This is a genomic window from Enterococcus sp. DIV1639a (assembly GCF_050530445.1).
GTDB lineage: Bacteria > Bacillota > Bacilli > Lactobacillales > Enterococcaceae > Enterococcus_B > Enterococcus_B hirae.
On the sequence record NZ_CP172886.1, the window covers coordinates 2,642,318 to 2,667,955 of the forward strand.

At 39.3% G+C, this 25,638-nt stretch carries 13 protein-coding genes and 1 other annotated feature; of the genes, 3 read left to right on the forward strand and 10 right to left on the reverse strand.

What is annotated here, in order from left to right; all coding sequences use genetic code 11:
- The 5 genes from IGJ32_RS12145 to IGJ32_RS12165 all read right to left on the reverse strand — a co-directional run bounded on the left by IGJ32_RS12145 (position 1) and on the right by IGJ32_RS12165 (position 12,143).
- Positions 1-1,980 (reverse strand): BglG family transcription antiterminator, encoded by a 1,980-nt coding sequence (locus IGJ32_RS12145; RefSeq protein ID WP_342082022.1) that lies wholly within the window; start codon positions 1,978-1,980, stop codon positions 1-3.
- A gap of 16 nt (positions 1,981-1,996) precedes the next feature.
- Positions 1,997-2,311 (reverse strand): PTS cellobiose transporter subunit IIB, encoded by a 315-nt coding sequence (locus IGJ32_RS12150; RefSeq protein ID WP_010721024.1) that lies wholly within the window; start codon positions 2,309-2,311, stop codon positions 1,997-1,999.
- A 221-nt stretch (positions 2,312-2,532) separates the two neighbouring features.
- Positions 2,533-6,222: a hypothetical protein gene (locus IGJ32_RS12155; protein WP_342082021.1), complete on the reverse strand. Its 3,690-nt coding sequence runs from the start codon at positions 6,220-6,222 to the stop codon at positions 2,533-2,535.
- A 1,072-nt stretch (positions 6,223-7,294) separates the two neighbouring features.
- Positions 7,295-9,709, reverse strand: a complete 2,415-nt coding sequence (gene leuS, locus IGJ32_RS12160; RefSeq protein WP_034868000.1) for a leucine--tRNA ligase — start codon at positions 9,707-9,709, stop codon at positions 7,295-7,297.
- Positions 9,710-9,832: 123 nt separating this feature from the next.
- Positions 9,833-10,043, reverse strand: a binding site (T-box leader).
- A 99-nt stretch (positions 10,044-10,142) separates the two neighbouring features.
- On the reverse strand, positions 10,143-12,143 hold the full coding sequence (locus IGJ32_RS12165) for a muramidase-2 (RefSeq protein WP_034700501.1): 2,001 nt from the start codon (positions 12,141-12,143) through the stop codon (positions 10,143-10,145).
- Between the two features lie 381 nt (positions 12,144-12,524).
- On the opposite strand from IGJ32_RS12165, the gene IGJ32_RS12170 reads away from it, so the two are divergent.
- The 3 genes from IGJ32_RS12170 (at position 12,525) to IGJ32_RS12180 (ending at position 14,947) form a co-directional block, all read left to right on the forward strand.
- Positions 12,525-13,175 carry a phosphatase PAP2 family protein gene (locus IGJ32_RS12170; protein ID WP_010721028.1) on the forward strand — a complete coding sequence of 217 codons (651 nt, stop codon included), beginning with the start codon at positions 12,525-12,527 and terminating at the stop codon, positions 13,173-13,175.
- A 246-nt stretch (positions 13,176-13,421) separates the two neighbouring features.
- Complete coding sequence (locus IGJ32_RS12175; protein ID WP_342082020.1) at positions 13,422-14,378, forward strand: TIGR01212 family radical SAM protein; 957 nt, start codon at positions 13,422-13,424, stop codon at positions 14,376-14,378.
- On the forward strand, positions 14,378-14,947 hold the full coding sequence (locus IGJ32_RS12180) for a class I SAM-dependent methyltransferase (RefSeq protein ID WP_342082019.1): 570 nt from the start codon (positions 14,378-14,380) through the stop codon (positions 14,945-14,947). Before IGJ32_RS12175 ends, IGJ32_RS12180 begins: the two co-directional genes overlap by 1 nt.
- 179 nt (positions 14,948-15,126) lie before the next feature.
- Here the strand turns inward: IGJ32_RS12180 and IGJ32_RS12185 are convergent, their stop codons facing one another.
- The 5 genes from IGJ32_RS12185 to IGJ32_RS12205 form a co-directional block, all read right to left on the reverse strand.
- Positions 15,127-15,954: a class C sortase gene (locus tag IGJ32_RS12185; RefSeq protein ID WP_342082018.1), complete on the reverse strand. Its 828-nt coding sequence runs from the start codon at positions 15,952-15,954 to the stop codon at positions 15,127-15,129.
- Positions 15,955-15,980: 26 nt separating this feature from the next.
- Positions 15,981-17,495, reverse strand: a complete 1,515-nt coding sequence (locus tag IGJ32_RS12190; RefSeq protein WP_342082017.1) for a SpaH/EbpB family LPXTG-anchored major pilin — start codon at positions 17,493-17,495, stop codon at positions 15,981-15,983.
- Positions 17,488-18,780, reverse strand: a complete 1,293-nt coding sequence (locus IGJ32_RS12195; RefSeq protein WP_342082016.1) for a pilin N-terminal domain-containing protein — start codon at positions 18,778-18,780, stop codon at positions 17,488-17,490. The genes IGJ32_RS12190 and IGJ32_RS12195 overlap by 8 nt, the downstream gene beginning before the upstream one ends.
- A 51-nt stretch (positions 18,781-18,831) precedes the next feature.
- The gene (locus tag IGJ32_RS12200; protein ID WP_342082015.1) at positions 18,832-23,631 is read right to left on the reverse strand and encodes a prealbumin-like fold domain-containing protein; all 4,800 of its coding nucleotides are present in this window, start codon (positions 23,629-23,631) and stop codon (positions 18,832-18,834) included.
- Positions 23,632-23,867: 236 nt separating this feature from the next.
- Positions 23,868-25,637 (reverse strand): ABC transporter ATP-binding protein, encoded by a 1,770-nt coding sequence (locus tag IGJ32_RS12205; protein ID WP_081128884.1) that lies wholly within the window; start codon positions 25,635-25,637, stop codon positions 23,868-23,870.
- Position 25,638 lies beyond the last annotated feature (1 nt).

The window sequence follows — 25,638 nt, forward strand, 5'->3', positions numbered from 1 at the left end:
TTATTCAATCACCTCGTCAAAATGATTGCTAAAATTTTCAAACGTTGGTTCAATTAAAATTTGTTGTTGCAAATCTGTGCGATCAATTAATTGCACAATTGCTTTTGTCACTATAGTAATTTCTTCGTTTTCAATAAAAGATGGGGACACGAGAAAAACAAATTTGATCTGTTGGTAATCATCCCAAAACATCCCCTCCGGAATCACTGCGACTGCAATTTTTGTCGTGACCCCTACTGGAATAGCTGGATGTGGGACTGCAACAGTTTCACTGAAGACAATCTGTCCCATTTTCTCTCGCTTGCTGATTTGTGCCATCATTTCAAGGGTATAATCTTTTACTTCGTCTTTTTCTAAAAGCGAGAGTAGGTCTAAAATCACCGTCTCTTTAGTTGGTCTTTCAGAATAGACTTTGTACCATCTTTCAGAAAGCTGGCCATGATAATCCTGTCTTTTTTTCGGAGAATCTGTGCAAATAGTTTTTATTCTTTTTGACGGACAAGGTTGTAAGTCCGCAATCGTCTGTCGAATTTTTTGGCTATCTAGTGGATTCAAAAAGACACTCACATGTAATACGGGGATCTTAAAAATCATCGTTGATAAATCGATTGATGAAATAATCATATCTACGCCCATCAAAGTCATTTCATTGATCTCGTAATAACCTTTGACATTGGTCACTAAGAGCATTTCGCCAAACTCAGCAAGCACACGATTCTTCAACAATTGCGCACTTCCATAACCAGTTGCACAAATGATCAATACACGTATTTTTTTCGCTGTTCTGACTTTTTCTAAAGCTGCCATGATGTGTAAGGTAAGATACGCCCATTCATCTTCATTGATCGTGAATTGTCGTAGCATAGGCATTTGACTAAATATTCTTTTCGTCTGTTCAAAGGCGACCATATTTTCTTTTTTTATATCCTCAGTCAACGGATTCTCTAAAGTAATCCCTTGCCGTAGACGAACCACCATTGGCGTCAAATGATTAAGCAGACCATTTTTTAATTGTTGATCCTCAATCAGTGAATCGCCAAAAAAGTCGGCAAGCTGCTCAATCACTCTTGCTAATTCCTTGTAAAGCAGCTCATCATTTATTTTTTCGATGGGGTTAGACTTAGCAACCAAATGCAACGTCAGATAATGAATTTCCGCTTCTGGAAAAGGTACTTTTGTCACACGATTCATTCGTTGAACGATCTTTTTTGCTACCTGATATTCACGGCGATCCACTAACTCTTCACTAAAATCTAAAGCTTCAATGGGGAATCCTTCGTTGATTCGCTTGATCGTTAAGGCTAGGTGTAATGCTAGATTTTGCATGATAAAATCAGAAACTTTTAAATTTGCTTCTCGGATTTCATCTAAAATAATGATTAAAACCTCTTCAAAATTGAATTCATTGAAAAAGTGACTGTTCACTAAATAATCTTTTAAAGAGTTCGCTGCTTGATCACCAAAAAATGTGTCCATAATAAAATGGCGCTTGTTTTGCTCTGATCCTTCGATCCACATTCCTTGTCGCGGTTTAGAACAAATTTTTAACGCATAGGGCTCAATTTTTGCCTTTATCTCATTTAGATCATTGGATAAACTAGAACGGCTGATAAAGAGTTCCGACTCTAATTCATCCATAAAAATGGCTTCATCTTCTAGCAATAACTTATTCAACAGATATTTTTGCCGATCTTCAGTTTCAAAAAATTCCATTTCAGACATGCCTTGATCAGCTGCGATATTTTGATGTTTTAAAAAAAATGCAAATGCCAAAGGCTTTAAGATCGCCAACTGATATCCTTGTCCTTGTTTGGCAATGATTTTTGCCCCATTTTTTTCAATTTTCTCTTTGACATCAACCATGTATTTACGGATTGTTCGATCAGATAAAGACAATTCAGAAGCAAGCTCATGACTAGTGATATATTTTTTTTGGTAGTTGATCAATAGCCCTAACAATGCTTTTTCGATCTGTTTCATCTTTATCCACTCCTAGTTAGATATTTTCTTCAATCAAATCCGCTAATTTCTGAATACCTGTGGGAATCGGAACATACGCTTGAAAGGGGATACTAACCACAGGTTTATCAACCGTTTTTCCTAGTTTAACAAACTTATCTAAAAACATCGTGGTTTGAGGACTAATGAGAAATAAATCAAAGTCGCTTGACTTGATCATTTTATCGCCTTCTGTCGCAGATACCGCATCGACTTCGATTTCTTCCCCCTTTTGTTTGAATAGATCCGTGGTCTTAGAAGCCATCATAGAAGATGACATCCCTGCTGCACAAATAATCAATGCTTTTTTCATTTTATTTGCTCCTTCCTTTTCGTTCTATTTAAAGTATAGATTGTAAACGTTTTCTTTACAAAAGAAATACTTCCGTATCGATTAGGAAGAAAAAAACATACAAAAAAAGAAACTGAGCTAAAACTTGCCTCAGTTTCTTTTTTAGTTGGTTAAAAAATTTTTTCTGTTTGTTTTCGGAACTATCCGATGCTTTCACGATCTCTTTTGAATAGGTCTATATCTCATGGTGTTTTAAAATGCAACTGCATCAAGTAACTAGGTCTGATTGGAGCATCTAAGGTTTCCGACAAGATGTTGTCACCTGCTGTTCCAAAGAAAGAGAACTCATAAGCATTCTGTTCACTTGTTAAAGTGACAAGTTCAACGGTTTCTGATAGATTTTGACCATTTGATACTAAAACTACCTCTTGTTCATGATCCGTATTTTGCAAACCTAATGTCAGTTCAGTTAATCGTTCGGTTTCTTCAAGACTAGTCATGGCATCCACATAAACGGATACCGGACGGTTGGAATTATTTTTGATCTCATAATTTGGTGAAGCGATACCAGCTAGAATATCCTCCTGTACAAAACTCATACGTGCAGGAATGGTGACATCGATGTATTGTGCGTTAGATGTAATCGTCAATATTCCGTCTAGTTCTGTTTTATTGCCAAATTCATCAATCAATTTCAGCGTAAATCGATGATCGTCTGCAGGCAACTCAGAAAATTCTAAGCCATTCTCGAAAGTTAACTCAAATCGGATATTTTCTGGTAAGGACCAATTGTCAGTTGGATCGCCATCTAACAACTCTCGTAAATCCGGCATTTCACTTCCTTGCTCATAGACAAGTGAATCTCTTAGCTTTCCTTCTGGAGGTGTTGTATCCTCGATCAATAGATTTATAGGTGAAAAGTGTTGTTGGTTTCCTGCTTCGTCTGTTAGAACAGAGGCAACAACATACGCAGTAGCTGAAGGCACTTTCCCAGCAACTTCAAACTTTCCTCCTTGAAGATCTTCCAGCCCAATCGTAATCTTTTCTGGTAAACTCCAATTATCTTGTAAAGTCCCTTCTTTAATCACACTCATTAACTCTTCTCGACTAAGACTGCCTGTACGTCTTGCTTCAAATGAAACACTCCGTTCAAACTCTGCTGTCGGTGCCTTCGTATCTACTACTGTATATTTAGTAGTAAGTTCTTGCGTGTGATTCGTTGTTTTGTTTTTCACAGCAACTGTTACTTCTCCAGTTGCTCCAGGTGCCCATTCTTTCGGTCCATTAGTCAGACGATACTCATAATCATCGGTATCTTTTGGTCGTTTATCAAACCATGATTCTAGAATTGCCCGAGATAATTCTTGGCTTCGTTGTGCTTCAACAACCACTTCAGACTTTATTTCAAACCGTTCACCGATGTACAACTTACCCTTAAGTTCTCTAGCATTTCCTCTTTCATCCGTCAAGGTTAACGTAAACTCGTGCGCCCCTTCAGGTAATTCTGAAAACTGCTTGCCGTCCTTGAAGCTTAACGCAAGTTTGATATTTTCTGGTAGCGACCAGTTGTCGGTGGGTTCGCCATCTAATAACTCTCGTAAATCTGGCTCTTTACTGCCTTTTTCAAAAAACAGTGACTCCTTAAGCTTGCCCTCTGGTGCTTGCGTGTCAACGACTGAAATATTTTTCAGATATCGACTCGTATTTCCTGCTTCATCTGTTAAGGTAATAAAAATATTACTGTACATACTTGGTGCCTTTCCAACAAGTTCAAACGGTTCATTTGCGGATCCGATGTTAGTCAATCCGATCGTAATCTTTTCTGGTAAACTCCAATTATCTTGCAGATCACTCTCAATCAACAGTTCTCGTAGTTCTGCTTGCGTGAGCGCACCTGTACGCCTTGCTTCAAACACGATCTCTTTTTTAAGTGTTGCGGTGGGTGCTTTAGTGTCTACGACGGAGTATTTCGTTTCATATTTTTTTGTTTCATTTGTTGCTTTATTTGTGACAGCGACTGTTGCTTGTCCGTTAGTCTCTGGTGCCCATTCTGCCGGTCCGGAAGACAGACGATAGTCATAACTGTCAGGATTGTTTGGTAATTGTTCAAACCAGCTTTTGAGAATTTCAGTTGATAGCTCTTTGGCTCTTTGTGCTTGGACAACCACTTCCGATTTGATTTTAAACGCATCACCGACGTGTAACGTACCTTTGAGCTCTTTAGGATTTCCAGCCTCATCCGTCAAGGTTAGCGTAAATTTATGCTCTCCCCTAGGTAATTCCGAGACTTGCTTTCCACCATCAACAGCCAACGAAAGACTGATTTTTTCTGGCAAGGACCAATTGTCGGTTGGATCACCCTCTAGTAAATCTCTTAAATCTTTCAGTTCCATTCCTTGTTCAATCACGATTTTGTCTTTTAGTTTCCCATCAGGAGGCGTAGTATCAACCACTTGGATACGATAACCACTTCCCGTAGCAGCATTCCCTGCTTGGTCGGTCACACGTACCTTGACAATTTCAACACCTGGTTGAATCCCAGCAATCTCCCAAGGAACGTTGGAACCGTTATAATCAAATAACTCAATCTGGAGATCCTCCGGTTTACTCCAGTTATCTTCTAGTTTTTCAAATATACTCCTTAGTTCTTCATCAGTGAGACTCCCTTTTCGTCTAGCCTCCAATGGTGCATCCCTGATTACTGTGTATTTTGGTGCAGTAGTATCTACAACAGTATAGTTAGTCGTAAATTCTTGCGTGTTATTCGTTGTTTTATTTTTGACAATAACTGTAGCTTTTCCAGTTGCTCCAGGTGCCCATTCTGCCGGTCCGGAAGACAGACTATAGTCATAATTCCCTGAATTCTCCGATATCGTAGAAAACCACGATTTTAGGATGCTCGTAGACAGTTCTTTTCCTCTTTGTGCTTCAACGGTCACTTCATTTTTGATCTCAAATTCAGGTTGCTCTTTCTTCACTGTAATCGTTCCCAGCAAAGCATTGACATACGAAACATCTTCGATCGGGATCGAGTCTAAAACAGAGTATTGGGAGGCTACAGCCGTCGTCCCTAGTTTCACGTCTCCGTTAAGTACTAATCGATCTTCTTTTGCACTGGTCGATGCCAGCCTAGTGATCGTGACGGTAAAAGATGCGGCATAAGAAGAAATACTAGGCTTCGTAACCGTCACTTGGTACCCATTGACACTTTGATCAGATGGAATCGTTAACGTATACGTTCCGCGGTAAGATGAATGATTCCCATAATACATCGTATCGTATGGATAATCATCCGTTGTGGTTAGATTACTTGCTATCCAAGAAATCCAACCATGATCTTTATCTTGAGTGACCTTCTCATAGGTAGGCACATTCACAGTAAAGGAAGTCTTCGAACCAACGGCAGCTCCCAACATAATAGTGCGATTAATCTGTGTCGCTAACGTTTTCTCAATATAACTTTTTTTCCCATTTGCTATCAGATCAGGTCGATATTTATCTAGGTTTGGTAAATTATTCTTCCTTAACTCAGCACTTTGTCGAAGGACTGGTGGTACAGGATCTTCCCATGGAGTCACAGGTTCCGTTACTTCAGTTGGCTGTTCAGTTGGTATTTCAGTTGGTACTTCTTCTGCTTCTTGTTCTTCAACGATCGGTACTTCCTCAACTACAGGTGCTTCTTCTACGATTTCCTCTGTATTTTCTTCTACTGGCTCCTCTACCTCGATTGACTCTTCTGTTGAGTCGTTTGCAGCTGTTTCAGGTGAAACAGGTTCTTGCATCACTGGTTGTTCCCCTTGATTTTGTAAATCCTGTACAAACTCCGTATCTAGTTCTGGTGGTGCTTCCTCAGCAAAAACGGTTAATGGATAAAGACAATTTTGGAACAACAACAAAGAGGTTGTTATCGTTCGCAAATGCTTGCTTTTCAAATTTTCTGTCCTCCTCTCTTACTAATACACTCACTCTTTTTCCTTGCTCAAATTCTCTAAAAGGAAAGATTAAATAAACAAAATTTTTATTATTTCTTATGAACATTCCTAATGTGAACGTTCCTAATATTTGTAAAAGGTTACTTTTTTGCTCATGAGATGATAGTTTATTTGACTATTAACATAACAAAAATCACTATGTAAAGAAAAATTTTTCATTTTAATCTTACGTATACTCACCTCCAAAAACATATGAAACACCTACACTAAAATTATCTACGATTATCCGCTTAGAACAAAACCTTTTTTTACCGATAGAATGGTAATTTTTAACAGATTTGCGGTTGTTTCATCGGCCTGTCATTTTTCTAAAATAAAAAAAACAAAATAGCGTAATACTATAGCTTGGTATTAAAAAAAAAAGAAAACATGCCAACTAAATAAAAATAACAATGTTTTAAAAAAATGTGTCATTTGTTTACGTTCAAAAGGTATCACGATGCAAATATTATGAGACATAAGCAATTTTAATAAAACACTTTTTGTTTTTTCACTTTTGTAACTAACAAAAAATAACTGTTCATCTTGGATAGTCATTCACAAAAAAAAAACGTCAGCAAACTTCCACTCGGTGAATTGTTCTAACTCTTCAATTGATATTTTCTTTGTTTTAGTTTCTCTTCACTTTATTTTTCTATAAAAGAGTTTGAGAGGAAGCGACCCAAGACAAATAAATAGTATTTAAGCATCTGCTCGGAGCTATCCGCCTCTTTCACGATCTTATCCAGGGTGTTTCAAGCTCTAACGGAAAATAAGCCGAAGAAAGAGGTTGAGCCAACACATGGCTCAACCTCTTTTCCGGCTTATTTCTCAGAGCTAGACACTTTTGTCATAATCTCTTTTTTGTTTATTCAGTTATAAACTTTCTGAACTGATTGCGACTTATAAAACATCTTAAAATACTGAAACAGCCAAAATTGTTTTTAATGATCTGTTCTTCATTCTGAAAGTGGCTCTGGGTTTCATCGAAAGCTCCTTCAACAATCTCTTATAATTCACTTGTTCCTGCTTTTTAATTAGCCACGATATTTACTAATTTATTTGGTACAACGATCACTTTACGAACAGTTTTGCCAGCAATGTTTTCTTTGATCGTTTCATTGTTCATCGCTATTTTTTCAAGTTCATCTTTTGGTAAGTCACGTGAAACATTAGCTTTTCCTCGGACCTTACCATTGATTTGGAAGACAACTTCGATTTCATCTTCGACTAAAGCTGACTCATCATAAGTTGGCCAAGCTGCGTAAGAAATACCTTCCTCATTTCCTAAGATTGCCCATAGTTCTTCACCCATGTGTGGTGCGATCGGTGCCAACAATTGAACAAATCCTTCGATATATTCATAAGGTAGTGCATCCACTTTATACGCTTCATTGACAAACACCATTAATTGAGAGATGGCTGTATTGAAGTGAAGATTTTCGTAATCTTCCGTAACTTTTTTGACGGTTTGATGATACACTTTATCTAATTTTCCATCATTTAAAGTGGTGATTCGATCACGCATCTTATTGTTTTCATCCACGATCAAACGCCAAACACGATCTAAGAATTTGCGGCTTCCTTCTAGTCCATTTTCACTCCAAGCAATCGATGCGTCTAATGGTCCCATAAACATTTCATATAATCGTAATGTATCTGCGCCATATTTGGCCACGACATCATCTGGATTAACGACATTGCCACGTGATTTAGACATTTTTTCGTTGTTTTCTCCCAAGATCATTCCTTGGTTGTATAATTTTTGGAATGGTTCCTTCGTAGGTACAACACCGATATCATATAAGAATTTGTGCCAGAAACGAGCGTACAGCAAGTGAAGAACGGCATGTTCTGCTCCACCAATGTAGATATCTACTGGCAACCAGCGTTCTAATTTCTCATAGTTCGCTAATTCTGTTTTATTATGTGGATCGATATAACGTAAATAATACCAAGAACTTCCTGCCCATTGTGGCATTGTATTGGTTTCACGGCGACCTTTTTTGCCAGTCACAGGATCGACAACATTCACCCATTCTTCGATGTTGGCAAGTGGCGATTCTCCTGTTCCACTTGGTTTGATATTAGTCGTTTTAGGCAAACGTAATGGCAGCTCTTCTTCTGGTAAAGCTGTGACTGTACCATCTTCCCAATGAATGATCGGAATTGGTTCCCCCCAGTAACGTTGACGTGAGAATAACCAGTCACGTAAACGATAGCTGACCTCTTTTTTCCCACAACTATTTTCTTCTAACCATTCATTCATTTTAGCAATGGCTTCTGCTTTATTCATGCCATTCAAAAATTCAGAGTTGATATGAGGACCATCTTCCGTATAAGCAGCCTCTTCAATATTTCCTCCTTCGATCACGGGAAGAATTTCTAAATCAAAGGTTTTTGCAAATTCATAATCACGTTCATCGTGAGCAGGTACAGCCATGATTGCTCCAGTGCCATAAGAAGCTAACACATAGTCAGCGATCCAGATCGGGATCTCTTTTCCATTAACTGGATTGATGGCATAAGCTCCAGTAAAGACACCCGTTTTTTCTTTCGCTAGATCTGTACGTTTCAAATCTGATTTTTTAGCTGTCTCTTCGATGTATGCTTCAACTGCTGCTTTTTGTTCTGGCGTCGTGATTTCTTGCACCAAGTCTAATTCAGGAGCTAAAACAGAGTACGTTGCGCCAAATAGTGTATCTGGTCGTGTGGTAAAAATCGTGTACGTTTTGTCTGTTCCAGCAACTTTAAATTCAACATTTGCTCCTACTGAACGACCGATCCAGTTGCGTTGCATTTCTTTGATGCTATCTGGCCAATCTACTAAATCAAGATCATCAAGTAAACGATCTGCGTATGCAGTGATCTTTAGCATCCACTGACGCATTGGTTTGCGGACGACATCATAGCCGCCACGTTCACTTTTTCCATCGATCACTTCTTCATTAGAGATCACCGTACCAAGCTCAGGTACCCAGTTAACTGCTACTTCTGCTTCATATGCCAAGCCTTTTTCGTACAATTTTGTAAAGATCCATTGTGTCCATTTGTAATATTCTGGATCAGTTGTGTTGACTTCACGATTCCAGTCATAACTAAACCCTAAAGAATTGATTTGACGACGAAATGTTTCAATGTTTTTTTGTGTAAATTCAGCTGGATCATTTCCTGTATCTAATGCGTACTGTTCGGCTGGTAATCCGAACGCATCCCATCCCATCGGATGCAAGACATTGAATCCTTGACTGCGTTTAAAACGAGATAAGATATCTGTTGCTGTATAGCCTTCCGGATGTCCAACATGCAATCCTTGACCTGATGGGTATGGAAACATATCCAACGCATAGAACTTTGGTTTTTCAGGATCATCATGGGTATTGAAGGTATTGTTTTTTGCCCAGTATTTTTGCCATTTCTTTTCGATTTCTTTATGGTTATAACTCATTTTCTATCCCCCTGATCTATTTGTACTTCCACATCAATCTGTCGAAGTGTAGTGAGGTCTCCCTCACTTTTTTGCTTCTTCATCTGAAGAAAACAAAAAAGTCCTATAAAAAGATTGCTCTTTTTATAGGACGTAATCTACGTGGTACCACCTAATTTTGCCTTTTCACAAAGGCCTCAAACGTTGTAACGGTCGTCACCGCTCCTACTTACTCTGTTTGTGATTTCAGTAGGCGCAACTCAAAGGCGAGTTCAAAAGCGTCCGTACACATTTCCACCAACCATGTGCTCTCTAAAACTTTCGACTTTTTACTACTTCCTTTTCAGGCGTTGATTTTTATTTACTCAAAAGTGTAGATTCATAGTAACAAATAAATGCTACAAGTTCAAATATTATTTCACACATTTACTGATTTCCTGCCATGTGTCATTACTTATTTTTTGACGATCAACTGTTGTCCCGGATAAATAAAGTTATTCTTGATATTATTCCATTCGATCAATTGATTCATGGTGATTCCATGACTATCGGCAACGCCCCATACTGATTCGCCTGCTTTGACGGTATAGGTTTTTTCATCTGATTTCGCTGGCGTTGATTGTGCAGTGCCTTTTTTAACGATGACTTCTTGTCCTGGATAAATAAAATTGTTTTTGATGTTGTTCCATTCAATCAACTGATCCATCGTAATATGGTGTTTATTGGCAACGCCCCACACCGATTCGCCTGCTTTAACGGTGTACTTCGTATCACCCGTTGAAGAAGCCGTTGGAGTTGTAGAAGCTGGCGTTGAAGCTGTTGGTTTGGTTGTTGCTGTTGCGCTTGCTTTACTGCTTCCACCTTTGACGATCAATTTCTGTCCTGGATAAATGAAGTTATTCTTAATATTGTTCCATTCAATCAACTGGTTCATGGAAATCCCATTTTTATTTGCAACACCCCATACTGATTCGCCTGCCTTGACAGTATAAGTCGCTTGCCCTGTCGCAGTTGAGCTGGTATTGCTTGATGCGGTGTTCTTGTTATTAGCTGTCGAAGTGGACGCATTACTTGAAGATGAACCACCTTTGACAATCAATTTTTGCCCTGGGTAAATAAAATTATTTTTAATATTGTTCCATTGAATCAGTTGGTTCATGGAAATTCCAAATTTATTCGAAACACTCCAAACCGATTCGCCTGCTTTGACAGTATAAGTACTTCCAGAAGTAGTACTTCCTGTATTTGCCGTATTACTAGATGTATTACCTGTCGATGTATTAGAAGTAGAACCGCTTGCTGAAGAACTACCTTTTGAAACAACCAACTGTTGACCTGGATAAACAAAGTTATTCTTGATGTTATTCCATTCGATCAGTTGATTCATCGAAATCCCATGATCATTCGCAATTTTCCAAACAGAATCGCCTGATTTAACCGTATATTTTGCACCAGTTGCTTGTCCCGTACTGCCAGACGTATTCGTGTTGCCAGAAGTATTTCCAGAAGAAGCATTATTACCAGTGTTAGTGGTTGAAGAACCTGCAGATTGGCCACCTTTGATCGTTAATTTTTGTCCTGGATAGATAAAATTATTTTTGATATTATTCCATTCGATTAACTGCGCCATCGTGATTCCAAATGAATGAGAGATTCCCCAAACGGAGTCTCCTGATTTGACGGTATAAGTCGTACCAGTCGTAGTTGCAGAACCGCCTGAGTTCCCACTAGTACTTCCAGAATTGGATGTATTTCCCGTATTCCCGCCATTTCCAATCGTTGCACCGCCTCCAGCGTTGCCGCTAGCTGGTGTATCGTATTTGGTCAATCCATAGGTTGTAATAATATTGTTTAGTTTTCCAGCATACCCTGGATCAGTTGCATAACGACCTGTCAAACAAGCAGTAGCATCAGTATAAGATTTAGTGTTGCTTTTCCAAGTACCTGCATAATAATAGCCATTACCAAAAGAGGTATTTCTTAAAACATAGGCATTGTCATTAAATGACTCTGCAAAAGAAGGGTACTGACGGAAAGGTTCTTTTTTAGATACCCATTTATTGTTAAGATATTCGAGTGTATCCATATAAACAGTTTGACCTTGATAACTTCCTTTAATCCCAAATAGATTATAGTAAGGTGCTTGTGACAAGGCACTACTTCCCCAACCACTTTCGACGACTGCTTGAGCAATCATGACTGAGGCATATAAATCGTTGGCTTGAGCAATTGGTTGTGCATACGTAGCAATCTCAGCAATAAACGCTGCTGTATTGATTCTGGCACCGAATTGTGTGGGGGTTTGATCAGCATCTACTTGTACAGGCTGAATCAATGGCGCTGCCACAGAACAGCCGACCATCGCCGTACCGACAAGTGCAGCACTACGTTTTACTTTACGAAAACGTTTGGTTTCATTTAAACGTCTACGTTCTTTTCTTGCAATGTTTTCCATCTTCTATCCTCCAACTTCTATCTACAATTTCTATACTATTATAATAATTATAACTTCTCTTAATCTTTATTAAAAGTTATTTAAGTGTGTGACTGCTTATTGTAATCAGACTGTAACCTTTCGTAATGTTCAACACTGAGAAAAAAATAGCACCTTTCCCCGCTTGATTTTAACGACTTTTAACAAATAATCGATTTAAACTTTCCCAGTCAAAGTATGTCAGTTATATTACTTGAAAATGTCTAGGAGATTACAAAGTGATTTACAAATAAAATGCCTTTTTTATTTTTTGATTAAGTGCTCGTTTCTATAAATAATTATGGATATTATTTATAGAGAGAATAATGCTATAATGAGTCATTGTTGAAAAGGAGGATATTTATGAAGCAACGTACAACTTTTCATGTAGCTGGAGCTTGTTTTTTACTGCTCTTTTTAGTCTTAGGCTACATTGTCAAATACCGTATTTCTTTACTGGCGGGATTTGATCAATCAATAACAGAAATGATCCGCGCTCCCTATCCCCATTGGAATGCTTATCAGCTGTTTATGACAAAATTTGGCAATCCACTCACGGTCATCTTAGTCTTCTTGCTGGTTTCATTTTTGTTATGGTGGAAGAAAAAAAGACCTGAAATGATTTGGTTAGCGGTTAATTTTATTGCCATTGCTGGGATCATCAATCCTGTGATCAAACTATTCGTGATGCGCGTTCGCCCAACCCTTGAACACCTTGTGGTAGAGCACAGTTACAGTTTTCCTAGTGGTCATGCAGCTGGTAGTATGATTTTATATGGTACACTGATTTTTCTAATTCCTGTCATTATTCAAAAAAAGGTCTTTCGTCCATTGATTCAAATACTTCTAGCGTTTATTATAGTAAGTGTTGGGATTAGCCGTATTTATTTAGGCGTTCATTTTCCAAGTGATATTCTAGGTGGCTTTTTACTTAGCCTCTCGTGGTTATGCTTCACGTATCCAATTTATCGAACCCAAAAAGAAAAATGGCTAAACACGCAGAAAACGTCTTGATCTCACACAAGTATTTTTTAGTGAGAACTTTTGTTACAAATCATCCAAATCAATAAAAAATTGTGGAGAGACAGTTAACTTTTTTCTTTGATGATTAGTTAATCTGTCTCTTTACTTGATTCTAAGAACGATTCTCGTTATAAAGTGCTTAGATTTTACGTCATTCATCAGGTATAATGATCTGAATCGTTCAATACGAGTAGAAGAAAGTGATGAATTTAGCACCATTAAGAAAGAAGGATAACAATGGAATTTACATATTCAGATGGAAATAAACGCTACCACTCATGGAATTATGCGTTAAGAAATGAATTTGGCGGGAAAATTTTCAAAGTGCCAATCGATGGAGGATTTGACTGCCCCAATCGTGATGGTACAGTGGCTCACGGGGGCTGTACTTTTTGTAGTGTTTCTGGATCAGGTGATATGATCGTCGCTCCCGAAGACCCATTACCTATTCAGTTCCATAAAGAAATCGATATGATGCATCAAAAATGGCCAGGGGTAACCCAATATATCGTTTATTTCCAAAATTTCACGAATACTCATGCACCTGTAGAAATCATTCGTGAGCGTTTTGAACAAGTGATCAACCTTCCTGGTGTTGTCGGGTTGTCGATTGGTACTCGCCCAGACTGCTTACCAGATGCGGTCGTGGATTATCTCGCAGAACTAAATGAACGGCTTTATCTGTGGGTCGAATTAGGATTACAAACGACTTTTGAAGAAACCTCTACACTGATCAATCGCGCACATGACTACCAAACTTACCTTGATGGTGTGAATAAATTACGAAAACATGGCATTCGTGTCTGCACTCACTTAATCAACGGTTTACCTGGTGAAACATTAGAAATGATGCGTGAAAATGTCCGACGTACGATCCTTGATTCAGATATCCAAGGAATCAAGCTTCACTTAATGCACTTGATGCGCAAAACAAGGATGCTTCGTGATTATCATGAAGGTCGTTTGCAACTGATGACCCGTCCTGATTATGTCAATGTGATTTGTGATCAATTGGAAATGATCCCTCAAGAAATCATTATCCATCGGCTTACCGGTGATGCCCCTTGGGATTCGTTGATCGGACCAATGTGGAGTTTGAAAAAGTGGGAAGTCTTGAATGCGATAGATGAAGAATTGGTTCGTCGCAATAGTTATCAAGGGAAATTTGATGTTCGTAAAGGAGTGCATTGCTAATGCTACAAACTGCTTTACACTTTAGCCATACGTTATTAAAAGAAACCCTGCAACCAGGTGACCATGCTATTGATGCCACCATGGGTAATGGCTACGATACGCTTTTTATGGCTGAATTGGTCGGGAAGACCGGACATGTTTACAGTTTTGATATCCAACCTGCTGCCTTGCAATCCACGAAAGAAAAACTCGCTGAACAAGCATTGACCGATCGAGTCTCTCTTTATTTACAAGGTCATGAGACACTGGGGAATGTCGTGGCTCCAGAGCAACCAATCAAAGCAGGGATTTTCAATCTAGGTTATCTTCCTAAGAGTGACAAAGCAATCATTACTTTACCTGAAACAACGAAAATCGCAATGGAAGAGATACTGAAACGTTTAGCCCCTCGAGGACGCATGATTATCGTCGTCTACTATGGTCATGAAGGTGGGAAATCAGAACTGGATATGGTACAACAGTTTTGTCAAATGCTCCCTCAAAATCAGTATAATGTTTTAAACTATCAATTTATTAATCAAAAAAACAATCCACCGATTTTGTATTGTGTGGAGAAGAAAAAATGTTGAAATAATTGGCTTTGTTCAATTACTCCGTTCGCTTCTTTATGGCTTATCAATGTTTTTGGACAGTTTTGCTAATTGACGAATATAAAAAAGCCCATAACTAGAAAGTTTTCACTAAGCTTTCTATGGTTATGGGCTTTTTCTCATTGTTGGTTCTCTCAAGTAATCCAACATGTCTTTTTCTATTCTATTGGCTTTTCACGTATGACTCGCAGAATGAACAGAGATAGACTTCCTACAAAGAGCAATAAAATGAGTAAGATCATGAGATTGAGCCACCATTGTCTTTGTTCTGCATTCGCTTCTTTTTGGGCTAGTTCTTCTGTATAAGGCACTCGATGTCCTCTGACTAATAATCGATGGGAATTGATCATATACGGTGTACAGGTGACTAAAGTCACGAGATCTTCCTCTGGATAAATTTTTAGAGAGCTAACGTCATCAGGAGTCACAATAGTGATGTCATTCACTTCATAGGCCAACTTTTCTTCTGCATAGGTGATAATGAAAATATCCTCCAACTCCAGTTGATCAAGATCCGTAAAAAGTTTTCTTTCGGGAATCCCACTATGGGCAGAGATCACACTATGATTATTTTTGCCACCAGTAGGATAGGATGTTCCTTCCAAAACTCCAGCACCATATTGGAGGATCGTTGGGCTTGCATGGTCAAACAGCGGAACACTGACCCTAATCTTAGGAATTTGGATCGAACCAATCAAGTGATTCGCTAAATAATTAGCGAGATCCGCTTCTTTCCGACCAGTATAGGTTGGGAGCGTGATCGCTCCCATGCCTCTTTCTGCTATTTCTTGATTATACTTTTTGGCTCTTTCTCGTGCCTGTTGCTGTTCTGCTTTTGTTTTTTGAGACTCATTGATGCGATAATGATCAACGAGTTGGTTGAAGGCATTGACATAAAAAGGATAACTCGCAATTAACCCACCTGTTAAAAAAAGGAGATACATCACGATCCGAAGCCACTTTTTTGGTCGCTGTTTTTGGGACATTGGATATTCCCTCCTTCAAAACCTGTTTACATTGGCTTTTTTTTCGTTTGTCGGTACACCACATAAGCTGCTAAGAGAATCAGTCCCCCGATCAGCAGGAAAATATAGATGCCCATACCACCGGTTTCCGGTAAAAGCCCTTGAGGTTGGTTTTCGATCGTAACTAAAGGTGTCTCTGAAGCAGTTGAATCAATTTCAAAAGTGGTATAAGGATCTAAAATGACGTAACCACTTGGAGCCGTCACCTCTTCCAACGTGTAAGTTCCCGCTTTAAAGCCCCGAATATCAAAATAGCCATCTGGTCCTGAGGTTATTTCTGTCCCGACATCATCCCAACCAATCAAGACATTCTCTTCATTCAGACGTGCGTACAATACTTGACCATCAGAATCTTTAAAAATCCGAAAGACCGCCCCGCTTAATGGATTCCCATCATGACTATTGATCTTTCTAAATTGATGCTCATTCGTCTTGACTTTTGGTCCATCTAAGATCGTAGGATCCGAGCCAAAATCGATTGTGGCGGTATTATCAGATAGTTGAGTGATTGCATCACCCGTGAGCGACATGTCATAAGAAATCGTGAGCGTTTTTCCTTGTAATAACTCAACCACTTCCTCATTGTCAATGTGGAAAGTAATCGTAAACCCACCATTCGGAGTAGCTGTATCAATCGTAAAATAACTACTAGGTACCGCTACACCATCAATCAATACTTCGATTGAATCAGGGGTCGTTAGTCGCAACCCATTAGTTGGTGTATCCGTGATTTCGAAAAATGCTTTGTTACCTAAGTCACGGGGAACAGCAACCGTCAACAGATAATTTAAGATGTCATCTGTTCCAACATCATAGTAGATTACTTGATTCCCATCTTGAGTGATTGTTACTTCATTAAACCGACCGCTATCTACTAAAGTTTTCGAATGTTCTTTCAAAATATTTTTAGGATAGAGGTGGATCTCTGTTAGTTCTCCATCACCAGCATAGACTGGCAAAGCCAAAAGTAGTGGGTATGCCATTTCATATATATTCGCTGGTGATTCTTCTTCGACAAAGAGATAAACAGCATCTCTACCTTGGGCATCTTTTCGAGGTAATTGGTCAAAGACCGCAATCCCCTGTCTGTTTGGATCGGTCTCGCCACTTGCTGTTGCTGTCACTTGAGTCTGCAAAGGGCCACTGGCATAATCAGGGGCTCTTTTATATAAAGCCGCATCAGACTGGATTCTTTCCAAGGCTTCTCGTGCTGTTTTCCCATCCTCTCTGATAGAACGAAAATATTGTTCTGTGACATCATAGACAGAAAATGTCACGCCGTCTAACGGATCGCCGCCAAAGTTTTCCATTAGTTCACCAGTATTTTGTTGATACGCTTCTTTCGGGATTTCATCCTGCCAAACACGTTTATGAAGCGTGACATTCACATGCTCTGGGGCTGCTGCTACTGGAAGACTCATTCCTAAAATACTGAATGCCGAAAACAACAACGTAGCAAGCATCACGAATATCCTGAATTTATTCTTTTTACTTTCAGTCATCTTCTTCCCTCCTAGTTTTGTTCATGTACTTCCTTAACAAGTAAGCCAGTAATAACAACGCAATGCCTAAAATAGCTAGCGCTTGTCTCATTTCTGCAGTACGTGGTAACAGACGATTGAATAACTGTTCCGTCCCTGTCGCTGTTCCTCCTTGTCCTCCCCCAGCATCCGTTGGCAGATCATCGTCCTTTTGAGACTCTCCTGCTCGTGAAATGTTATAGATTCTAGGCCCTTTCTCTATCGATTCGTCCTGTTCATCAGAAAAAGGTTCCGACATTTTTTGTTCATTAAGTGTCATGAATAAAAACTCACCTGATTCATTTTTCCAAGTATTTGGGATAAATAATGGAATCTGCCGATTTTCTTCACTGATCTCATACCCCGGAAGAGTTTGCAATTCTTCAAAATAGTATTCACCACCGATCAAAAAATGGTCTGCTATCTTGACACGCCCTGCAGCATCAGAGATGAAGGTTGCGATTGCTTCATCGTTTAAGGGATCATCACTTTGTTTCCACACATCCCCTAATGCCTCCTGATTTTGCGCTAAATAGATTTTTTCCCCAGCTTCGTTATAACGAAACAGGGAAAAAATCACACCTTCGAGAGGTTCGGTCTGCTCAGTGTCTTCTTCTTTGCCATATTTGTAAAAATACGGTTGTCGAAAATACCCAGCATTTTTAGGATAAAGATGAATCTGAGTCAGCTCTACTTCATTTAGTGGATCCATTAGAGGCAAGCCAATCATTATCGGTGCAGCATTTGTCACATTGAAATAACTAGTTTGCTGGGAATGATCCTCAACGATCAGATAAATTCCATAGTGACCGTTGTGCTTTCTGGGAACATCGACCACACCCACTCCTTCGCCAAATTCAGCATGAGTCTGCGTTAGGACAGGACTACCTGTCACTTCTTCTAATTGCTGCTCTGCAATAAATTGTTCGATCTGGATCGGGTTCATCTGTCCCAAGCATTTAGCTAAAGCTTGCGCATCTTCTTGTGATTGAAGATAATAATCCGTCAAATGATAGACATGAAACGTGGCGCCATTATAAGGAACACTCAGACCAAGGCCATTTAAGTTAGCCAATTCATTTTCTGTCAATTGTTTGCCATTTGATGGAGAGGTCTGTGGATCTGTGATCGACTCATCTACAAGGACTCTCTTGTGTAAGATGAACGTCACAGTCTCAGGATCGGTAGCATAGCCTCTATATGGGAAGAATCCGGTTACTAACAGCAGACCTAGCAGCAGCCATTGAAACATTCTTTTTTTCTGCATATCCTCTACTCCTTTCTCATTTGCTGAAATGCCATCAGACCGTCCTAATTACTATTTGCTATTTCGCTTACTTCTCAAGCGATAGAACAACCAACCTAGTAATAAAACAATGGTAGTGAGGGCTGCAATTAGAAAGAAGCGAAGTCCAGGTCCACCTGTCATTGGCAATAAGCCAGACGTTTCCGTATTCATGATTGGTACGACTTCCATTTCGTCCAAGTTTTGGACAGCTTCATGTGGTTGTAACAAAATGTAATCTGTATCAGCTAGTCTAAATCGTTCAGAAAGGTCACTACCTTCGTGATCAGTAATACTTATTTCTCTAATGTAATAATGATAAGCTTGACCATCTGGGGTAAATTTCTCTAAGCGGTTACTGATCCATTTCAACCCTTCACCTGTATCTCCTGGCGTTAAGAGAATCGTTTGGATTTTCTGCTTTTCCCCTTCTTCGACACTTCTAAATAACTCAAAGGTAATGTAGTTAATGCTCGAGTAATCTAAATCGCTGAATTCAAATTGTTTCTCAAATCCCACATAGACGCGTTCAGGGGTACTTTCAGGTGTCGTGCTATTTTTCAGGGTGATTTGCCAATTCTGATTAGCATCTTTCACGATCTTATTGAGATTATCAACTTGATCGCCCTCTTCCCCACTACTTAAATCAAAATATGGTTGCAGGTTTTTTCCTGTTTTGGTATTGATGATGCTGGTTTCTTTTACGATATATCGATAATCCTCACCTAAATCGGCTAACTCTTCGACCAACACTTTAAACTCATTCTCCTGATTTAAAGTAAAAGTCATGGGTGTGAATGAAGCATCCAAGCGCCACTCATCGCTTTGTTCATGCCGTTGTTCCCTTAATAAATTGACCGTAATTTCATAATCTTCTTTGATCTCCTCTGGTACTGCCGCATTAGGCGTGGTAAAATCCCAATTTTTTTCGATCATGAAAGGCTTTGGTCGGTTTTCAACAGTCAACTTGAACTGTCCATTGTCTAATTGGATCGTTGCTCGTTCTTGCGTCACTGGAATCCCTTGTTCATCGGTGAAAAAAATTTCCTCTTCTCTACTAGTCGTTCCTGATGCCTGTACCTTGAAATAAATGGGCTCTGGTAGTACAGCAAACGGACCTGCTGGTGGAGTAATCTCTGTCAGACGATAGATTCCGTTCGTCAATCCATAAGCCTCTTCTTCATGAACACCACCGATCTGAGTAGGATTATCTACCGTAAATGTCCCTAATACTCTTTCAGGAAATTGTTCTTGGAAAAAATCTTTAGATTTTTTCTCTAAACGGAATTCTGAACCTGTAAGGTCATTTCCTTCGTGATCGGCTTTATAGAATTCCACGATTCGGTGGATTCCTGAAGCATAACCTTCGCCCGTCGTGATGTCCGTAATGGATTCTTCCGTCACTTTTTGTTTTCCATTCAAGAAAACACCTGCACGATTATTGACAGAATCAGCGGTTGTTTGGGCAGTATATTCTACGATCAATGTTTTATCTGTCACTTCTGACTGACCAGTATTATCACCTACAACTAATTGGAAATGAGCAGTTTTTTGCGATAAATTGATCAAACCGTCCGCAGCTAACTGGTCAAAGGCGGTTTCTGCCTTCACACCTGGCTCACTTAAAGCTCTTCCTGTTTGCTGACTGATCCAATGAGCTTCACTTGTATCATTCCATTCAAAGATTTGATAAGCACCTCGCCCATCTACGCCAATGTACTCTGGCAAATATGGGACTAAGAGTTGTTGTGGTGCCAACAGTAGAAAATCTTGTTCATCAATTAAACGGCGTATTTTTTCAAATTGCTGAGTCTGGGGATTGTATTTTCCTTCAAAAACGTTGATTCGATATTTTCCAGTATCGGGATCTAGCAGAAGCGTCGTTTCTTCTTCATGATCCATGAGATCAAAGAGATACAAATTCTGGTATTTGGCGCCACCTGGATTCACGATCACGCGGTAGGTGATATGTTCGCCGTCGTCTGCTACTTCACCCGTCTTGATCACTAAACTTTCTGTCGGTATCGTGACTTGCGTTTCTACTTCTGTCTTGCGCCCACCAGGACTTGTCAGTGTCGCTATATTTTTATAAGAACCTGCTAGTAATGGATTATCAGCTAGTTCTTGAGTGGCAACATAATCGGCAATGAAGAAGATAACGATTGGTCGATGACTCTCTTTTAAGAGAATGATCCTCATCAATTGTGTTTGCGGATCATATTCTAGGCGATAATCCGTACCTTCCACTAGTCGTTCATTCCCTGCATAATCTCCTGCCGCTATTTTCCAGCGGTGTTGATTCGTATCAGGATCAATCGGACCAGCTAGGTTGGCGGTCCCCTGAAAGACGTGAACAGAGTCTGGCTTAAACTCCCAACCAGCAAGGGTCGAAAAATCATCTTCAATGACGGTTCCTGCTGGTAATGGACCACTGGAAGGATTGAATTCTAGACGAAACAGTGTTTGGTAGCGATCAACGATTCCAGTGTAGACCGGTTGTCGACTCTCATTTGAAAAACTTTCATCTGTCCAATATTCAAACGTTCCGATATTTCCAGCATCAGCTTGTTCTGCATCTTCAGCGATTGCTTCTTCATACTTTTGCCCTGGCTGTAGGAATAACCCTTTTTTATGTCCATCGTTTATGAGGCTATAGTGCCAATTGCCAAATGTTCCATAACCAACTGAATCTTGAGAATACTGAACGTCTCCTTGTCGCCAAGTTGCTTTGGCGTAGTTGAAGAACGTAATATCTGGATGGATATACGTTCCACCTAACCAAGGATAGATCCCTTGGACTACTGGATCGCTCGAATAGTAATTACTTCTATTGAACTGAGAAGGGTCTTCATCCCAGATTTTTAAATAACCTCTACTAGATAACTGATGCTCTTTCGTTGAAAAATGAATCTTAATGGTTCGATCCGTTGTTTCGTAATCTCCAATCAAGCGGATCGTAAACCCTGTTTGATAAGCACTATTCGCTTGATGTAAATAACTCCCATCTGGCAACATCAATCGTTCGCCTGGTTCAGAAAGATTATGCAAAACCAACTCAAAATCAACATCCTTTTCTAATGTGTTGCCTACGTCATCTGTGATGACTAATGTCGATTCTAGCATTGAGCGAGCATAATAGATCCATTTAAAAGGACGAACATTGTTCTCATAGTAGCCGTGATAGTTATTAGGATCGAACAATCGCACGAGATCCTCTTCAAAGATGATGGAAGAATCACGGATTTCTACTTGTTCAACTAATTTGTTTTCCTGATTGAACAAAATCTCCCAATGTTGGATCTGCTGAGTCTGGTCACCCCCAACTCCACGTTTTACGATCCCTGGCATGCTTGGGTTAGGAATGATTCCGCCAGCGCTACCTTCACCAAAACTTCCTTGGATCGCATGGTTGGAAAACTGGATCGTATCCGCTGAAACCTGTCCATCCTTCGTTTGTATCCTCGTTTGGTAGGTGATTCGGTAGGTGCCATTCGCATCCCCTGGTGGTGTGAGCGTCATCTCTGTGTTTTCTGCATTGAAACCGACTGTAAAGCCCTCCGCATTCGTTCCAGTGATCTGCAGTGAGTCTTGTTCAAAGGTATGGCTCGCAGCATTTGCTGGAATGACGGATAATCGATCGACGATAGGGTCTTTTTCACCATCGACGTAATAATACGTGTCGATTTGCCAAGTCACGAGTACATAGTCATACGCTTCTCGATTACCTGTTGGTTGACCAGGATCATCTGTCGCCTGATAAAAATCAATTTTGTCTGATCCATTTGGATTTTTAGCTATTCGTTTTGAAAAGTCTTGTTTTACGATATCAAATTCGACATCATTCGTTTCTGTCCGACCTAATTCATCACTTTCGACAATGAGTTGATTATGAACAGTTGGTTGGCTCAGATCTTTGACTCTGGTACGGATGATTAATCGATAAGCGGTTCGTTTAGGTGTTTCATTATTTCTGATCGTCCAAGTTATTTGGTTGTCTTGTTGTGCTTGACTATAATCACTTGCTAATAAAGGATGGAACTGTTCATCTTCAACTTCTTTCTTTTGGATACTAACTGACACAAATTCCTGGTTATCACCAAAAAAATCTGTGATTTTCACATTTGTCAACGCCCGATGTTCTTCGTTGATCAACGCTTCCCATTCAACAATTCCAGTATCCCGATTAAAACTAATTCCCTGTTTTTCAACGATCTCTTCTCCTTTAACAATGATTGGCACTTCAACTACACCATATTCTCCCAAATCTACGATCAATTCTTCGGTAATATTATCAAAACTCGTATCAATAGAAAACGAGCCCTGAATCTCACTAAAATTATAAATACGGGTATTAAATTGGATCGCTATACTACGATCCTCATTTACATAAAACGTACCAAAAGAAAATCGTCCAGTTTCATCCATCAATTCGCCCGATAGACCACCTGCTGGAATCAATAATGTGTCAGGAATATTTTCAATGATCGTATAGCGTTCATTAGCCATTAGATCGCCACTAGGATAAATATCGTCATCGACCAACCACCAATTGATTTGAAGGCGGACATTCGTATCGCTTGGAACGCCTGTTTCGGGCAAATCACTCGTATACGTGCCGTCTTTTTCAGGATCGATCATCAATTGGACGCCGTTATCATTGTTCCCGTGAGTCTCACCTAACTGAAACCCTGTTGGTTGTCCAGTTACATGGAAATGACCATTTGAGGAAGCATGGACTAGCGGCCCCATCAAAAAGAGCGGGTTGGACAAAGGAACCAAAATCGTCAAGAGCATCATCAATTGTAAGCACACCTGCCTTATTTTTACCTTCATACCCATTACCTGCCTTTTTATAGTTTTTAAGGAGCGCCTTATTTAACATGAAATATAACAGTTTTCTTGAAACAGCTTACTTCAACTTTTTCAGACAAGTCTGAAAAATAACGATTCTTATCTCACAATAGCTAAAGTCAAAGAGATCTCTATATGCAAAAAAAGACTACTTAGAAAAGAGCCATTCCCTCTTCTAAGTAGTCTATTAGTTAGCTTATTTGTTCATTAAAAACAGATTATTCAAAGACAAACTGATTATGATAAAGTTCAGCATAGAAGCCATCTTCTGCCAACAACTGATGATGATTTCCTTCTTCGATTACTTTTCCATCACGTAAAACAACAATACGATCCGCATTTAAAATCGTTTTTAACCGGTGGGCAATCACAAAGCTGGTACGTCCTTTGATTGCTTCGTCCATGGCTTTTTGGATTTTAGCTTCTGTTACTGTGTCCACGTTACTTGTTGCTTCATCTAAAATCAACAATGAAGGATTCGTAATGATCGTTCTGGCAATACTGATCAATTGTTTCTGACCGGTACTGAACAAGTTGTTTTCTTCAGATACTTCTGTTTCATACCCTTTTTCTAGATTCATGATAAAGTCGTGAATATTCGCCTGCTTAGCGGCATTGATCACTTCTTCATCTGTCGCATCAGGTTTCCCAAAGACAATATTGTCGCGAATAGTACCCGAGAATAGGACGGATTCTTGTAAAACGATTCCTACATGTTTTCGTAAAGCATCTAAATCATACTCACGGATGTCTGTCCCATCAATCGTTACTGCACCACTATTCACATCATAAAAACGATTCAATAGATTCATGATCGTTGTTTTACCTGAGCCAGTCGGTCCAACTAACGCGACCATTTCACCTTTATTTACATCAATAGATACATCATTTAACACTAATTTATCAGGGTTATAACCAAAATCAACGTGTTCCAAAGATAAGCCTTTATCGATCCCATCAAAGGATTGACCATTCGCTGGTTTCACTTCATCTTTTTCAGCAAACATCTCATTCAGTCTACGTGCTCCTGTGATCGCTAATTGGATCATGCTATAACCAGATGAAATTTGCATCAATGGTTGATAATATTGTTGGGAATACTGAACGAATGTGACTACCAATCCTAAAGCAACCGAGCGTTCCAGATCCCCATTCAGTGCTAACCATCCACCAAAGAAAATGACGATTGCGGTATTCACTAAAGACATCCCTTGCATCATTGGGAAAAGCAATCCTGAATAAGCTTGTCCTTTAAACGTTGCTTTACGAACAGTCTCATTGTGTTCCAAGAAACCATCAATTGTCTCTTCCTGTAATCCATTGGTGATGATGACACGTTGACCACTGATTTTTTCATCCATATAGCCGTTCAATTTCCCAACTTCGTCTTGTTGTAAATCAACGTATTTTCTTGCCTTTTGGATAATCAAAACAGCAATCAAAACTGCCACTGGTGTAGAAGCAATTGTTGCCCAAGCTAACTCAACATTTTGGCGGAACATCATAATCAATATCCCAAAAAGTAAAACGATATTGGTGATTACTTGGAGCAAAGCTTGGTTCAAACTATTTTGGATATTATCTAAATCACTCGTAAATCGACTAAGGATTTCCCCATCTTGATGAGAATCAAAGAAGCGGATCGTCAATTTTTCTAGTTTATTGAATAAACCAATACGCATCCGATTCGTCGATTTACCCACCACTTGCGTAAATAAGATACTGTAAATGAAGTTTGCGGCACTCGCTAAAACATAAAACATTAATAGTTTCCAAATAATGGAAACGAAGCGACTCTTATCATCGACTCCTTGCATCAAAGCCCCAACATAGTTAGCTAGTTCTTGAAAGGCTTCTCCGATATATTGTGGCGCCTTCACTTGAAGATAAGTGGCAATGATAACTGTAACAAAAATAAAGAAAAAGGAGACCTTATACCGTTTTAAATAGTGATAGAAAAACTTACTGGCTTTTATTAAATCAGTCATG